The sequence below is a fragment of the Rhizobium tropici CIAT 899 genome (assembly GCF_000330885.1).
Taxonomy (GTDB): Bacteria; Pseudomonadota; Alphaproteobacteria; order Rhizobiales; family Rhizobiaceae; genus Rhizobium; species Rhizobium tropici.
Genome location: NC_020061.1, coordinates 170649 through 185002 on the forward strand (window position 1 = coordinate 170649; position 14354 = coordinate 185002).

Here is a 14354-nt window from a genome sequence, read left to right on the forward strand (position 1 = left end):
CTGCTCCTCCACCTTCCCACCCCTGAGGCCTTTTTATTCAGTGAGCGATTTTAATCCTCGATCTCAACTCGACCCCTGAGTGGCGACCGCTTTTCAAACCGCTTCAGCCGAGGCCTTTGACTGGTAGCCGACGTTCCCCATGATGTGGTAGTCACTGAGGTCTGCCTCCTTCGTTAGGTTCCAATAGTCGATAAGGCGCCAAGGGCTGTTTGTTACGATTCGCCCCCGGGCGTTGCGGAAATAAGTGGACATGCCGGGATGGCTCCAGATCATCTTCTGGTGCATTTCCTGGATCGTCCGGTTGTAGTGTTGATAAACGTCTTGCCGGCATTCCACCTCGGATAACTTCTTTTCTCCCATCTGGCGCAGAACGCTCAGCACGTAGTCCAGCTGGCTTTCGATCGTGAAGATGAAGTTCCCGCGATGACCGAGGGCTGTATTGGGGCCGTAGAGCATGAAGAAGTTCGGGAAACCCGGCATGACGCTACCAAGATACGCCTGACAGTCGTCATCGTCCCAAGCCTCACGTACTGTCACGCCATCGCGTCCGAATATCTGAACTGGAAGCAAGAAGCGTGTGATATCGTAGCCCGAGGCGACGATGAGAACATCTGCCTCATGGCTGTCGCCATTTATCGCTCGGATCGACTTGCCTTCGACCTGTGCAGCAGCGCTGTCCACCAGACTGACCTGCGGCTTCAGAAGGGTTCTGTACCAGCCATTGTCCAGGAGCATTCGCTTGCCGAACGGCGGGTAGGGGGGAATGACCTTCGCCAGTAGCTCGGGCCGCCCGGCGAGCTGTTCTTCGATATATCGTGTACACGTCTCGCGGTGGCCGTCGTTCAGCGCATTCACAGAGCGATCGGGATGCGGCCATGCCGGATCCTTCTGCAGGGATTCGTGCACTTGAGTATCAAAAATCCAACTCAGCCGGAGCCTATAAAGCCATTCGTAATGTGGTACCGCGCGGAGCAAGAACTGCATCGACTCGGGAACCGACATAAGAAATTTTGGAAAGGGTGCCGCCCATTGGCGCGATCGTTGGAAGATTGTCAGGGCGCTCACCCGATCGGCGATGGCCGGGACAATCTGCATTGCCGATGCTCCGTTTCCGATCACAGCCACGCGTTTGCCGTCGAGCGTAACCCCGGGATCCCAATTGGAGGTGTGCACCAACGGTCCGTCGAAGTCACGCAGCCCGGGAATGTTTGGCCATTTTGGCGTGGTAAATCCGCCCACGGCTGAAATGACCACATTGGTTACAAGGGTTTCTTCCCGCCCGTCTGGCAAGCGCAATCGAGAATGCCAAGTCCGGCTTTCCTCATCATAACGAGAAAACAGGCATTCCGTGCCGTAGCGGATTGAGCTTTCAATACCGAAGTCGCAGGCGACCCGGTTGAGATATTCATCAATTTCCTGCTGCAACGGGAAGAACTTACTCCAGTCGCCGCTGGCAAACGTGAAGGAGTATAGATGTCCGGGCGTGTCGACCCCGCAGCCAGGATAGCGATGTGAATGCCAGACCCCGCCTGTGCGGTCCTGCTTTTCAATCTGGATGTAAGAAACGCCCAGTTGTCGCAGCCGAACTGCGGCCGCGATGCCGGACATGCCGGCTCCGATGACAAGTATGCGGAAGTTGTCCGGCAAACACACCGGATCAGGAACCGCGCCTGAATACCTCCGCAGCTTGTGGATCATCATGTCAGCATATTCCGGCGGAATAGGCTCAGCTTCTGACATGGAGAGCATGCGGATCAATTCTTCTGCCGATAAGTCTGCCCTTGCGATGGGAACGCCTTGGCGCCAAGCCATGATGGCGCTCAGTGCTGCATCGCGAATCTCCGCCTGCAATTCGATTGCCAGACCACCGGAGTCGTTGTCGTCCCAGCCGCTCTTGGCAGGAATAAACCGCGGACCTAGCCAATATTCTCGTCCTGTGAACTGATAAAGCAGGAGCAACAAGGTTGGGATATTGGCCGAAGGGAGTGCTTCGGCGATACGCTGACGAAACTGGTCGATGTCTTCAAAGTGAGCCATGGATTAGGTTCCTGCGGTTGAAGGATCTGGACCAATCGTCCAAGGCCTCGCGCCTGGATGCGATTGCTGTCCAAGTTCGAGGGTTCCACGACGGGCGTTTGGGGAGATTCTGCAGCAATTCGGCAAATATCAATTCAAAACGCGCCGGACCGGTCGGCATTGATCGCCGCGAACAAAAAGCCGCCTATTGAGGCGCCGTCAGATTAGAGGTTATGACGACGATGAGGGTTTGCTCGTGCGTTCGTCGCGACCACCCAGGTACAACCTGATGCGTCTGCGTGGCCACCGTTCGATATTCCTCGGCGAACATGGCCTGTTCCTTCTTCGGGATCTGGAGCCTTCTGCTCTCGGATGACCGGGCATAGGTCCCGGCAGATAATTTGGCGCTAACATTTCGACATCTCCATGCGGTACCGTCGGACCGTGACGCGTCTGCAAATGCTTCGCAGCAATATGCGTGCCAAAGGAAAAAATGTTTTCTTGTTCAACATAATCGATCAAACCGCCCGGCGTTGCATATCGATCGATTGTCGCATATCGGACAAGGCCAAGTGATCTTGACCCGTTAACCGCCTGACGAGCGCGAGGGACTGCTGCCGACCTCCTCGCCGGGACATCGAGTTCGGGGCCGAGCGTCTCGGCCGCGAATGTTGCCCAATCCGTTATGCCCGATATTCCCTCGCGCTTTGGCCGAAAGGGCACGACAAATCGTTGCCAGACATGGGTGGAATGGCTGGTTATTGCCAATAGCATGCGAAGGATTGGCTCTTCGCCGGCAGCGGCGGCAGGACTTGTTCTTAGGTCGCCTTTTCCAGCACGTGAATGTCTGAGCCGGCGGCATCTGAAAGCACATCAACCGACACAAGCCCTGCCAGGTTCGCGCATTCTCTGAAAAACTCTTCCGAAAAAGAAAATGAGTTCTTCAAATGCAGCCGATCACCATTTTTAAGTTCGATGCTTTTTCCTTTGAGTCGAAACGACAAATTTCTATTCACCGTCGCGGTGTGGATCACCTGCATGAAGCTGTCATCACCTCTTATATCCGCCTCATACTCAAACACTCCTGGATCAAAGTTATCGTCGACGGGTAATTCTGCCTTCATTCGATAAAATACGTTTAGCTGAAATTCTGGATGCGCTTCGTAGTAGGCTTTTGCGACATTCCACCTCAGATCCGAGCCTATTGAGATCGCAAGCCAGCACTTCTCAGCGCTGTTCGATATCCTCCTCAACGCCTGGACAACCGCCGCAACCGGAGGAGCCTCACTTATGGAAGCGGCAAGATTCCCAAAAGTCCGCCCGAACATGACGACCAATGCCGTTTCCTCATCGGAAAAAAAGCGCCGCCCGGAAAAAATGTCATCTCGTATGAACTCGATCTTCAGGTCGAACGATGGTGGCGATCGCTCTATATCCGAGAGGAACTCGTTCGAGCGATCAACCAGTACGCAACGTGAGGTTTTTCCGCGCAACTCCGTTGCAAGGGGAAGGGTCTTCTGCTGAAATGCTCGCACTGTTCCGGGGCCAAAGTCGAGAATTGACACCCCTTTTTGAGATCGCTTGCCCTGAGGCCATCGGACATACTCTTTTACTCTCTGCTGAAGGTCTCGTGCCAACTTGATCTCGGCGTCGACCATATTGGTTGTCCCGGTATCCAACGCATTGTTCATCCTCTGGGTTTCAGCCCTTGCCCACAACAGCGAGCCGCTCATCGAATTGCCGTCCCGATCACATCCAGTGTGGTGAGCGTATTGTTCTGGACCTAAGTCTGGCGCATATTTTTGTTGAAACAGCTTCAAACTCGTTTCAAGAAAGCTCACAATTGCTCTCCTCTGTGGGTGGCGATGGATTGGCGACAGGCGAAACTTTTGCGCAAAAAATTCTTTTGCCCGTCGCATTGAGCGCACGGATCGTGGCGGCGGCTTTCTGTGCCATACGTATGGCGGTGTCTTTGCAGCTACCCACCTTTTTGTGTGGGGCCGACTGTCGGATTTTCCTCCTCCAGCAAGTCGGCGGCGGTTCAGGCATTATTCAGGCCAAGGCAGAACATCGTTTTAAAACAATGAAGTGCTACTCATGCGCCTTTGACCGTGTCCGGCATTGTCGGAAGCGCGACACCGTAATGTCGCGTGTTTGCTCGTCGACCTCTACGCCAAGTTGCTTGCGCGAGCGCGATCGCGTTTCACCGGTTTTTGTTAGCTCCTCGACACAAGCTTTTTCAGCTTGCTCGGGATCAAATAGCCGAAGAGCAACGGGAAGATCGCTTTTCGGCCGACCAAAGGGAACTGGCATGAATTTTGAACTCTCTCTGCGAGGCGATCAGCGCTGCCGGCACCTTGAGTGGCCTCATAATCGGGGGATGTCGGGTCGCGATCGACCGGACAACCAGATCGCGACGGTCAATAGCCGGAGTTGCCGAGTATCGCCACTCGCCCTCTTGGCTTTTCGATCGGCAGATGAAGAGCGGCAATGGGACTTCAGCCGTCAAAGAACATGACGGGCTAATGCAGCCAGCCGCCGTTCAGGAGAAATCAATTCGTGGGTGACCCAATTCCAGATCATGTTCCGCGCGAAATGGTGAGCGACTTCAGCTTGTTCACGTCACCCGGCATGCAACGCGTCTCCAATGGAGATCCTCATGGAGCCGCCGCTCGTGTTCACGCCGGACCACCAGTGTTTTATTCACTCCACAATACGCGTGATGGTCGTGGCACGTGGCTCAGAACCCGGGCCAAAGACCAACGCAAAGTGCTGCAGGACCCTGATACTTTTTCCAGCAATCGCAGCATTTTCGCCTCTGCGCTCGGTGACGACTGGCCGTTGATCCCACTCGAGCTTGATCCACCGGCCCACGGCATCTTTCGCTCCCTGCTTAACCCCCTGTTCTCGCCAAAACGAGTGATGGCGCTGGAAGCGTCTATCCGTGCGCAAGCGATCACCATTGTCGAAAAGATCTCCGTGTCGGGTAAAAGCTGCGAGGTGATGAAAGATTTTGCCATTCCATTCACAGTTGGCGTCTTTCTTCAGTTTTTGGGATTACCGAACGAGCGGCTCGACGTATTTGTCGGCTGGGCGAAGGCCTTGCTCCACGGAGATAAGGTCCAACGATCGGCAGCCGCTCGGTCTATTCTGGAGTTTATCGATGAACTTGCGGCCTTGCGCCGGAAAGAGCCTGCAGGCGACTTCATGACCTTCGTCGTGCAGGCACAGATCGATAGCCGCCTGCTGGCCGAAAACGAAGTCCGTGGCATCGGCGTACTATTGTTCGTCGCGGGGCTCGATACGGTCGCAGCCGCGATCGGCTTTGACTTGGCCCATCTGGCACGCAATCCAAAAGACCAAAATTTGTTGCGCAGTGAACCGGAACGGATCGTGCTCGCAACCGAAGAATTGTTGCGGGCATATTCGACCGTACAGATGATTCGTGTGGCAACGAAAGATATCGATTTCGAAGGCGCGCCGATTCGCAAAGGGGATTATGTTTGCTGCGCTACGATGATTGCCAATCGTGATCCGGCGGAGTTCGAGGATCCCAACGTGATTGACCTGGCACGCGAGGACAACTGCCACACCGCGTTCGCCGCAGGTCCCCATCGTTGTCTTGGTTCGCACCTTGCCCGGCGGGAGATCATCATCGGCTTGGAGGAATGGCTGTCTCATATTCCTCATTTCCGTATCAAAGAAGGTACGGCCCCCATAACCCATGGCGGCCATGTGTTCGGGATCGAAAATCTGGTCCTGGAATGGTCATAACTCGAGCGCCGCTATGCAGCTTCGGAGGTGCGGCATGCACATCATCGTCCACACTGCCAAATGCCAGGGACACGCGCGATGCTGGTTCCAAGCGCCGGAGATCTTCAAGTTGGATGAGGATGGTTATATCCTGCCCGGCAATATCGACGTTGCTGCAGGGAACGAATTTCGCGCATCCCGGGGTGCTCGATCATGCCCCGAACGTGCGCTGGAAATCACCCGCTCATTCGATACAGTTGGAGTCACGGCGTGAACTGAGGCTTTAGACCTGCAAGCGATAAGCAGACGGTTGATCGACGATCCACCCGTGTTTCAAAAGCTGCTACCTGCAAACATCATGCGCCGATGTCGCTCAGGTCTGTCTGACATGCGACAATGGCGGACTTGCCGGAGAGCTGCTTTAAGAAAGTTACTGCAAAACAAAGGGTTTTTCCTGCGGCATGCATATTGCTTCGAGCCATTTGCGAACGCTTCACGATCAAAGTCAACTGAGCGGAAATGTCGAAAATGTCAGCAAAATGCTCTCTGCCGCCGCCTACCTCCTGCCATCAGATTTCCGGACGTAATGGAGAGATCTGGTCTTGTCACCAAGGAATATTCAGGACGAATTGCTTCTCTTGAAAACGTAACGATAGTCCTTGCTTGCTCAGGGATGGGAATGAATCCCTGATCCCAAATCTCATGCATAAAATTCGCTTTCCAGGACGATTGTTGAGCACGCGTTTAGCGCGGGCGATGAATTTCTCTTTGACCCAAACATCGGAGCTTCAGTGAATATCAGACCCATTCTTCTCGGCGGGATTGCAACACTTTCAGTCGCGCCTTCCGTATGCGCTATCGATCAAGTCGTCGCCGTCGAGCCGGAACCGGCTGAACTTGTCCGCATCTGCGATGCCTACGGCAAGGGCTATTTCTATATCCCTGGATCTGAAACCTGCATGCAAGTCGGGGGTATGGTCCGCACGCAGGCATCGTCATACAATCCTTACGCCCCAGTTGAACCCAGCGGCACCACCTGGCTGACGCGAAGCGAAATCTATGTCAATGCGGCAACGGAGACTGAATATGGCCTCCTGAAGACGACGACGACTCTACGGTTCGATTATACGGACGATAGTAGCACGATCGGCGCCGATCTACCTGTGGCGAATATATCGCTTGGTGGTTTCCTCATCGGCCGCGCCGGCTCTCAATATAATGATTGGATCGGCTATGTCGGCAATGTCATCAATCCGGATGTAATCGGCAATGGCCCTCTCAAATTGAATCAACTTTCGTATTTTTATGATTGCGGCGTAAGCGCCGTCTCCGCCCCATTGAATTGGCTATATTTTGAGGCTTGCCGGGTGTGCGAGAAGGTTTCCAGGACTATCTGGAGATTTGCATGGCAGATGATGGATTTGTTGGGCGTTACGAAGTTGTCGAGCCGCGCCGCGGAAACCGGCGTTGGCCGGACGATGTGAAGGCGCGGATCGTGGCGGAAAGCCTTGAGCCTGGCGTTCGTGTTGTTGATGTCGCGCGCCGTCATGACGTTGTTGCGCACCAGCTTTCCTTGTGGCGCCGGCAAGTGCGCGAGGGCATTCTGGCGTTGCCTTTTGAGACTATGTCGGGCCAGTCGGAGAGCGGCGATGCCGAGCCTGCATTTGTGCCTTTGGCGATTGCGGCAGAGCCGAGCGAGGCTGTGAGTGTTTTGGCGCCGCCGCTGCCGGCGACGGTTTCGTCGGTCTTGACATTGGAGATCGGCCCGGACGTTGTGATGCGGGTTCCCGGCGATGTGCCGGTTGAACGTGTGGCGGCTCTGGTGCGAGCCATGCGAGGGACGGCATGATCGTCGCGGGCCAACGCCTGCCGATCCTGATTGCAACGCGGCCGGTTGACTTCCGCTGTGGGCATCAGGCGCTGGCTCTGATGGTGCAGACCGAATTGAAGCTCGATCCGCATTCCGGGGTGACGGTGATCTTCCGGTCGAAGCGCGGCGATCGCCTGAAGATCCTGGTGTGGGATGGCACCGGAATGGTGCTAACCTACAACGATCTGCATTCATACTGCATCTCTCTTTCGGATTCAGTTGAAGGTTTTGGCGTGTCTGGCATTTTCCTTATGGGCGGCGAGGCGATCGACGAGTTGGTTCCATCGACTGCATTGCTTTTGCGGTAAATCGCTCTTCGGAAGCTCGTACAGGTAATAGTGTCCGTTGTAGGCATGGCTGGTGACGAGGCCATGTTCAGCCCATCTGGCGAGGGTATGCTCATGGATATTGAGGTGTGCAGCCGCCTCCTTCTTTGTCAACATCCCACGATCCCGGAGCCGGTCATAGCGTGATCTCAGCTTGTATTCGCGAACAAGATAGGTGACGCGTTTGGTTGTGAAGCGGGCGTTGCGCTGGTCACGGCGCGTCACCGAGCCCGGACGGTATCCCTGATTGTTGAGAATGTCGGCGATCTCGGAAAAAATATGATCGTCGAGGAGTTTATCGATCAGTTGGATGACGTCGGGGCTCGTCTTGACCTGCTGGCTGGGCGATTTTGGGCTGATGGTGACGAGTGTCTGGGTTTTGCCGCCTTTGAAGCGAATATGAGCCTTGGTTGTGCCTCTCTTCGGTAGTTTGAGGAGGGTGACATCCTCAATGATGTGGGCAAGCAAGCGCTTTCGTTCGCGGTTCGGGGTCTCTGAATTGGTCCAGAGCTTTTTGAAGTCCGCCGTCATTGTGACCAACCGCTCTTGGACGGCCTTATTGAGGATGAATTGATCGTGCTCCTGGGCGCGCTCGCGCTCTTCGCGGGCATTAGCCAAGATGCGGAGCTTCTCGTTCCATTCCCCTTCGAGCGTGTCGGCGACAAGGCGGTTATTGGGATCGACGAGCATGAAACGGCGCTGGGCGAGATCGGCCTCGGTTTGGGCGCGCTCGATTGCGCGACAGCGCAGCCGGTCCGCCTCTTCATGTCGCGCTTCGATTTCTTTGCGGACTTCAATTGCCAGTTCGACGGCTGCCGGCGTCATCTGATCCGCGATCAACATGCCGATGGCTTCGTCGACGGGAGGAGCAGCGATCGCCTGGCACACGTGTTCTCCGCGATTGCTACGGGCGCGGTCACAAACGTACCAGGCTTCCTGTCGACCGCGTCGGGCAGCGTAGCGCATGTGAAAATGCCTGCCGCATTGCCCACACACGGCCCGTCCCTGCAGCAGCGCCGGTCCTTCCCGCGGAGGCGATGCGACACCGGCGTTCCATTTATGGCAGATGTTCGACTTTAGAATCCTCAGGTTCTCTTGGTGCTGCTCCCAGCTGATATAGCCGGGATGGGCATCTGGAATACACGCCGTCCAATCGTCGGTACCTTGTTCACGGACGAGCTTTTTGCCATCGATGGTTCGTCGATAGCGACGGCGACCATAGGCATAGGCTCCGGCGTAACGTGGATTATGCAGCACGCGCATCGCCGTCGAAGGCGTCAGTGGCCGAAAAACAGTCTGGCTATCGTGCAGGCGGGAGGGAAAGAGAATACCTTCCTGACGAAAGGCCTTGACGGTCTGGGAGGCGGATCCGACGCGAGAGAACGTCTCAAAGAAATGAGCAATCGTCTCTCTAATTTGCATGTCCGGATCGAGAGCCACATTGCCGGAATGGTCATAGACCAGTCCGGTTGGCAGGGGGCAACGGAACTCGCCGCGCCGTGCCTTGTTGAGAATACCGCCGCGCAGCCTTGCCTTGATCACATGCAGTTCGGCCTCACTCATTGTTCCCTTGAGGCCGAGCAGGAGGCGGTCGTTGAAACTTGCCGGGTCATAGACACCGTCCTCGTCGAGGATCAGGGTGTCAGCAAGGGCGCAGATCTCCAGTAGACGCTGCCAGTCGGCATTGTTGCGCGCCAGCCGGGAGACCTCCAGACCCATGACGATCCCGGCATGCCCCATGCCGACATCGCTGACCAGCCGCTGAAATCCCTCGCGCCAGACCGCCGATGCGCCGGATTCACCCTGATCGTTATCGATGACGATAATTTGCTCCTCGCGCCAACCAAGTGCGATAGCGCGCCCGCGAAGCGCATATTGCCGCATGGCGCTCTCGGTATTGTCGATGACTTGCCGCATCGAAGATTGGCGGATGTAGAGGTAGGCGCTGCGTTCACGGTGATGGGACTGGACTTTGAGGTGTACATTCATGTTCATGGTGCTCTCCGTTGGTGGATGCTCATGGCGATGGTCGCCAGGACATGAACGACGGCGCTGAGGTCGTCGCGCGCCGGTCGGGTGGCCAATGACAGGTAAAACGGGTCTTGATCAGGGCTTGCCGCCGCAGGCAGTGCACGGGCCCATCCCCACATGCCGCGGCGCAGAAAAAGCATGAGGCCGCTACGGGCCTTGAGCGGCAGAACTTCGCCGAGAGCTGCACTGCGCAGCATCTCGTACTGGTCCGCGATGGCCGGCAATGAACATGCCGGTCCCGTGGCAACGTCTAGCGGATCGTTTTTTTTAACACCCGCTCGATCGTCCTGGGATGAAGCTCGATATCGAGTTCGTTGCGGACCATCTTGGCGAGCTCGCGTGCATGAACGGGTACGCCCGGAACCAGCCTTGCCTGCAGAAATGCCAGGACTTTGTCGTCGACCTTGTGGGGCCCGCGGGGACCCGGCTTTGCCGGCACCAGTCCAGCAATCCCACTCGTGTCGAAGTTTGCCTTGGCCTGGTAGTAGGTCGGTCTGGAAACACCATACTCGTCGGAAGCGTCCGTTACCGAGACGTTGTCGACGGAGACGCGTCGCAGCATCTCGTATTTGACCTGGACGGCGTCGCGCGGATCGAAGAACTCGCTGCCGCGGAACTTCGGGTCGCGCACCTTCTCGGAATTTGGATTGAAGGTGCCCTCGTCGATGAGGGCATCCATCTTTGATCGCTTGCCGCCGTACTTCGCAGGCATTGCGGGCTCCGGGTATGAGATCGAGCATTAATGTAATGCTAATTATACCGCACTTCTGATTTGTATCAAGGACATTCTCTGAGCAAATTAGGGAAATATGCCATACAGCGAGTCCTCTTGCGGCATAATCTCGTTTACATTAGCGGCATAATTGTCCTTACACTCCGCTCGCCACCGCGCTGCCAACCTGTCACAAAGGTGTTCCACCATGTTGGCCAATTCCATCAAGTTCGAAACCAGCAAGAGCGCCCGCCCGTTGCTCGCGGCAACTTCCGGATCAACGCTCACAAGATTGGTCGACTACATGGCAAAACGGCTGCTGTTTGAAAGCACGCGGCTCTATGTCGACGAGACCACGGCTCCGGTGTTGGATCCGGGGCGAGGCAAGACGAAGACCGGTTATCTCTGGGCCGTGTTGCGTGACGACCGCGGCTGGAACGGTTCTGCGCCGCCGGGCGTGGTGTTCCATTATCGGCCCGGGCGTAAAGGCGAATATGCCGCTGAAATCCTCGACGGGTTCAACGGGACAATCCAGGTGGATGCCTACGGTGGTTACTCTCACCTCGCCACGTCGGACCGGATGGGCGGTGATCCCTTGAAGCTGGCTTTCTGTTGGGCGCACGGGCGCAGAAAGCTGATCAAGGCCGCGCCAAAGAGTGGATCGCCCATCGTCGACGAGGCGCTGGTGCGGATCGCCGCGCTCTACAAGATCGAAGGCAGTATCCGGGGCTCAGATCCCGAACATCGCCGGGCAGTTCGACAGGACCTGTCCCTCCCGCTGGTGGACGAATTCTTCACCTGGCTCGCAGCGCAAGCCAGCGCGTCTCACGCAAGTCCGACCTCGGAAAAGCCCTGGCCTATATGCTGACGCGGCAGGACGGATTCCGGCTGTTTCTGGACGACGGCCACGTCGATATCGACTCCAACCTGGTGGAAAACGCGATCCGCCGACCAGCCATGAATCGCCGCAATGCGCTCTTTGCCGGTAGCGACGTTGGCGCGACATACTGCTCATCTGACGATGTCCTTAAAATAAAAGGGGATTTTGAACCGGATCCTGAGATATCGGACGTCTTGATCGCCTGGCATCTGCTTCGCGGCGAACAGTGTCGTCTTGAAGGTCGGAAAGTTGAATGATCCAAGGCGCTCCAGCACATAGCTGTCGAGCGGGAAGGACGCCGCTGCTTACCATCCGATAAGCCGTAGCTCGACTTACCTTCAGAATGTCGGCGGTCTCGTCGAGGGTTCTCTCGCCGCGTTCAGCCCGTTCGCCTTCCCGATAGACGGGGATGCCGTGGATGTTGCGAAGACTGCAGACGTGGCTTCGTGTCCAGCTGGCGCCATGTCCAGTCCGCTTGCCGGAGCGGTTCAGGATCGCTGCGATTGACAAATCAGGTAACTGCCTTGCCAAGGCGCGCACGAGATCGACAACAATTTCCGTGATTAGTAGCCGAATGATCTTTTTGCGCGTCTCAATGGATACGCTGGGGCTGTCCCATGCCTGCCCCAGGTCCCTGCCGAGCTTCATCAGTCTTGCACGGTCATCTGCCGATAGCGCGGGCATGTCGCGGTCGGTCGAGAGCGTCTCAAGCTCGATCTCCAGGTCACGCAATTGGATCAGTTTCTCATTCCAGCGTCTTTCCAACTCGCCCGCGACCAACCGATTGTCGGGATCGACAGCGTCATACTGGCGCCGCGCTCGAGCAGCCTCATATTGTGCTTGCTTGATTGAGTTCTCGAGTTGCTGACGCTTATCGCTATGACGCTGCGTGTGCGCCTCCATTGCCTGCAACGCCGCCTCGATCCCGAGGGGTTGCAGTCGTTCGAGAACTTCCTGCGCGACGGCCCGATCGACGCGCATGCCACCGAACCCGATGCAGTTTGCAGCCGCCATGTCGCCGAATGTGCCGCGACAAACGTATCGCTGCGTGTTGCCGCCTTTCCCAGAATATTGAATATGCAGTCGACGACCGCAGCGACCGCAACGAAATAGTCCAGGCAACAAAGCTTCGCCACGCCTTATCGAACCCCGCCCTATGTAGCTTTTTCCATTCGCATTCTCGGCGATCAGATGCTGATTCCTTTCAAACTCGGCCCAGCTAATATAGCCTTCATGATGGTCGTGGATCAAAACTTCCCAGTCCTTCGAATTACGCCGCAACGTATCACGGATGACCCGTTTGCGCCCATCCTTGATCATCACCCGTGTCCCACGCCGGCCGTAGGCGTACGAGCCAGCGTAGACGGGGTTTGTCAGTATGTGATGAAGGGTATGATAAACCGGAGCTTTCCACTCGATCGGCGGTTTGCCGCGCCCTTGATTGACAGACGGAACCAAGACATTCTCTTGCCTGAACCAGAGCAACACCTGGCGGACGGTCTGCAGTTCGGCGAATTTACGAAAGACGAGCAGAATGCTCTCCTGAACGCGCCGATCAGGATCTTTCTCGACACGGGCATCATCCGTCTTCACATATCCGACGGCAACAGTCAGATGAAGTTCGCCGCGCCGCGCTTTTTGGCGCATGGCCTCGACGGATCGTTGCCGAAACACGGATAACTCCATCTCGCTCATCGTACCCTTCATGCCAAGAAGGAGACGATCGTTAGGCGAGCGCGGATCGTAAATAGCCTCTTCGTCAACGATCAGAGTGCCGACCAGACCACAAAATTCCAGCAACGTATGCCAATCACGGCCATTGCGCGCCAGACGTGAGGCCTCAAGCGATACGACTGCTCCCACCCGACCTTCACATATCGCCGCCAACAGCTTCTCGAATCCTGGGCGGGCGATGCCACCTCCGGATCGTCCAAGGTCATCGTCGACGATCTCGACGGTCTCCCAACCCAACTGTCGAGCACGCTCGACTAAGCCGTACTGCCGTCGTTGGCTTTCCAGGTTATTGGCAACCTGGTAGGCTGTCGACTGCCGGACGTAGACGAAGGCGCTAAGGCTAAGATGGTCGGCGGTAATCTTACTCATTGCCCGCCTCCTTTCCGCCGTCGGCGAACCGCTTGCCGGCCAGCTTTGCCGCCGCTTCCGTCAACAGTAATTGAAGGAGTGTTAAGGCTTCCCGGCGCTGGGTGTCGCTCAGGTCTACCGGCCGGGCTGTCACGAACAGATCCAATTGCATGCGAAATTGCTTTCTCATGGCTTATCCCTTCGGCTTCTTGAACCGAGCGAAAAGGTACGTGAGAATCAATGAATGCGCGCAGTTCAATAAGCTTGGCTGCCGAAAGGCGCGGCTCGGCTACAATCTCGATCGAACTTGCCGCAGGATCAAACATCCATGCGGGGATTTGAAATGAGCCACCATGGGCTTGTCGAATCAGCAGATAATGAACACCTTCGTGCTCATGGCTGCCGGTTACCAATACGGTTTGGTCAACCAGTGGATGGAAGGGATAAGTGACCGTGGACTCGAATGCCAGAAACCCGGCATTATGAACCCGGCTTCGAGGGAGGGGGCCGCAACTGGGCCCGGTTTGCCAGCCTGATCGGCACTTGTAAAATGAACAGCGTTGAACCCTACGCCTATCTGTGCGATCTCTTCGTCAGCCTCGCAAACGGCCACCTAGCAAAAGACATCGATGCCCTCATGCCCTGGGCCTACGCCGCCCGCATCAAGGCCTCACAATGAGCTCG

General features: G+C 56.3%; 13 protein-coding genes and 3 pseudogenes. 8 read left to right on the forward strand and 8 right to left on the reverse strand.

Going from position 1 to position 14354, the window contains the following annotated elements; translation table 11 throughout:
- Positions 1-93: 93 nt before the first annotated feature.
- Positions 94-2037 (reverse strand): flavin-containing monooxygenase, encoded by a 1944-nt coding sequence (locus RTCIAT899_RS20460; RefSeq protein WP_004112870.1) that lies wholly within the window; start codon positions 2035-2037, stop codon positions 94-96.
- Between the two features lie 17 nt (positions 2038-2054).
- On the opposite strand from RTCIAT899_RS20460, the gene RTCIAT899_RS33535 reads away from it, so the two are divergent.
- The gene (locus tag RTCIAT899_RS33535; protein ID WP_154660802.1) at positions 2055-2228 is read left to right on the forward strand and encodes a hypothetical protein; all 174 of its coding nucleotides are present in this window, start codon (positions 2055-2057) and stop codon (positions 2226-2228) included.
- 606 nt (positions 2229-2834) lie between these two features.
- Here the strand turns inward: RTCIAT899_RS33535 and RTCIAT899_RS20465 are convergent.
- The gene (locus RTCIAT899_RS20465; RefSeq protein WP_240535393.1) at positions 2835-3857 is read right to left on the reverse strand and encodes an L-histidine N(alpha)-methyltransferase; all 1023 of its coding nucleotides are present in this window, start codon (positions 3855-3857) and stop codon (positions 2835-2837) included.
- 754 nt (positions 3858-4611) lie between these two features.
- On the opposite strand from RTCIAT899_RS20465, the gene RTCIAT899_RS20470 reads away from it, so the two are divergent.
- The 5 genes from RTCIAT899_RS20470 to tnpB all read left to right on the forward strand — a co-directional run bounded on the left by RTCIAT899_RS20470 (position 4612) and on the right by tnpB (position 7947).
- Positions 4612-5790, forward strand: coding sequence for a cytochrome P450 (locus tag RTCIAT899_RS20470; RefSeq protein WP_051043313.1), 1179 nt, complete (start codon positions 4612-4614; stop codon positions 5788-5790).
- Between the two features lie 34 nt (positions 5791-5824).
- Positions 5825-6043 carry a ferredoxin gene (locus RTCIAT899_RS20475; RefSeq protein WP_004112880.1) on the forward strand — a complete coding sequence of 73 codons (219 nt, stop codon included), beginning with the start codon at positions 5825-5827 and terminating at the stop codon, positions 6041-6043.
- 517 nt (positions 6044-6560) lie between these two features.
- Positions 6561-7253 (forward strand): porin, encoded by a 693-nt coding sequence (locus RTCIAT899_RS20480; RefSeq protein ID WP_004112883.1) that lies wholly within the window; start codon positions 6561-6563, stop codon positions 7251-7253.
- A complete protein-coding gene (gene tnpA / locus RTCIAT899_RS32260) occupies positions 7175-7618 on the forward strand; it encodes an IS66-like element accessory protein TnpA (protein WP_015341991.1) in 444 nt (147 codons plus the stop codon). The genes RTCIAT899_RS20480 and tnpA overlap by 79 nt, the downstream gene beginning before the upstream one ends.
- Positions 7615-7947, forward strand: coding sequence for an IS66 family insertion sequence element accessory protein TnpB (gene tnpB / locus RTCIAT899_RS32265; protein ID WP_081598427.1), 333 nt, complete (start codon positions 7615-7617; stop codon positions 7945-7947). The genes tnpA and tnpB overlap by 4 nt, the downstream gene beginning before the upstream one ends.
- On the opposite strand, the gene RTCIAT899_RS20490 is transcribed toward tnpB, so the two are convergent.
- The 3 genes from RTCIAT899_RS20490 to RTCIAT899_RS20500 all read right to left on the reverse strand — a co-directional run bounded on the left by RTCIAT899_RS20490 (position 7855) and on the right by RTCIAT899_RS20500 (position 10708).
- Positions 7855-9849 (reverse strand): recombinase family protein, encoded by a 1995-nt coding sequence (locus tag RTCIAT899_RS20490; RefSeq protein ID WP_244441508.1) that lies wholly within the window; start codon positions 9847-9849, stop codon positions 7855-7857. The genes tnpB and RTCIAT899_RS20490 overlap by 93 nt on opposite strands.
- 107 nt (positions 9850-9956) lie before the next feature.
- On the reverse strand, positions 9957-10193 hold the full coding sequence (locus tag RTCIAT899_RS20495) for a hypothetical protein (RefSeq protein ID WP_028754843.1): 237 nt from the start codon (positions 10191-10193) through the stop codon (positions 9957-9959).
- Between the two features lie 53 nt (positions 10194-10246).
- Positions 10247-10708, reverse strand: coding sequence for a helix-turn-helix domain-containing protein (locus tag RTCIAT899_RS20500; protein WP_004112894.1), 462 nt, complete (start codon positions 10706-10708; stop codon positions 10247-10249).
- 304 nt (positions 10709-11012) lie between these two features.
- Between RTCIAT899_RS20500 and tnpC the strand changes: the two are divergent.
- Positions 11013-11845: pseudogene (gene tnpC / locus RTCIAT899_RS20505) on the forward strand (IS66 family transposase).
- Here tnpC and RTCIAT899_RS20510 read toward each other — a convergent pair.
- The 3 genes and pseudogenes from RTCIAT899_RS20510 to RTCIAT899_RS34175 all read right to left on the reverse strand — a co-directional run.
- On the reverse strand, positions 11736-13691 hold the full coding sequence (locus tag RTCIAT899_RS20510) for a recombinase family protein (RefSeq protein ID WP_004112912.1): 1956 nt from the start codon (positions 13689-13691) through the stop codon (positions 11736-11738). The pseudogene tnpC and the gene RTCIAT899_RS20510 sit on opposite strands and share 110 nt — an antisense overlap.
- Positions 13684-13860: a hypothetical protein gene (locus RTCIAT899_RS34170; RefSeq protein ID WP_240535395.1), complete on the reverse strand. Its 177-nt coding sequence runs from the start codon at positions 13858-13860 to the stop codon at positions 13684-13686. The genes RTCIAT899_RS20510 and RTCIAT899_RS34170 overlap by 8 nt, the downstream gene beginning before the upstream one ends.
- A 106-nt stretch (positions 13861-13966) precedes the next feature.
- Positions 13967-14083 (reverse strand): annotated as a pseudogene (locus tag RTCIAT899_RS34175) (hypothetical protein); the annotation flags it as partial.
- A 77-nt stretch (positions 14084-14160) separates the two neighbouring features.
- Here RTCIAT899_RS34175 and RTCIAT899_RS32275 point away from each other — a divergent pair.
- Positions 14161-14349 (forward strand): annotated as a pseudogene (locus tag RTCIAT899_RS32275) (transposase domain-containing protein); the annotation flags it as partial.
- Between the last annotated feature and the right edge of the window lie 5 nt (positions 14350-14354).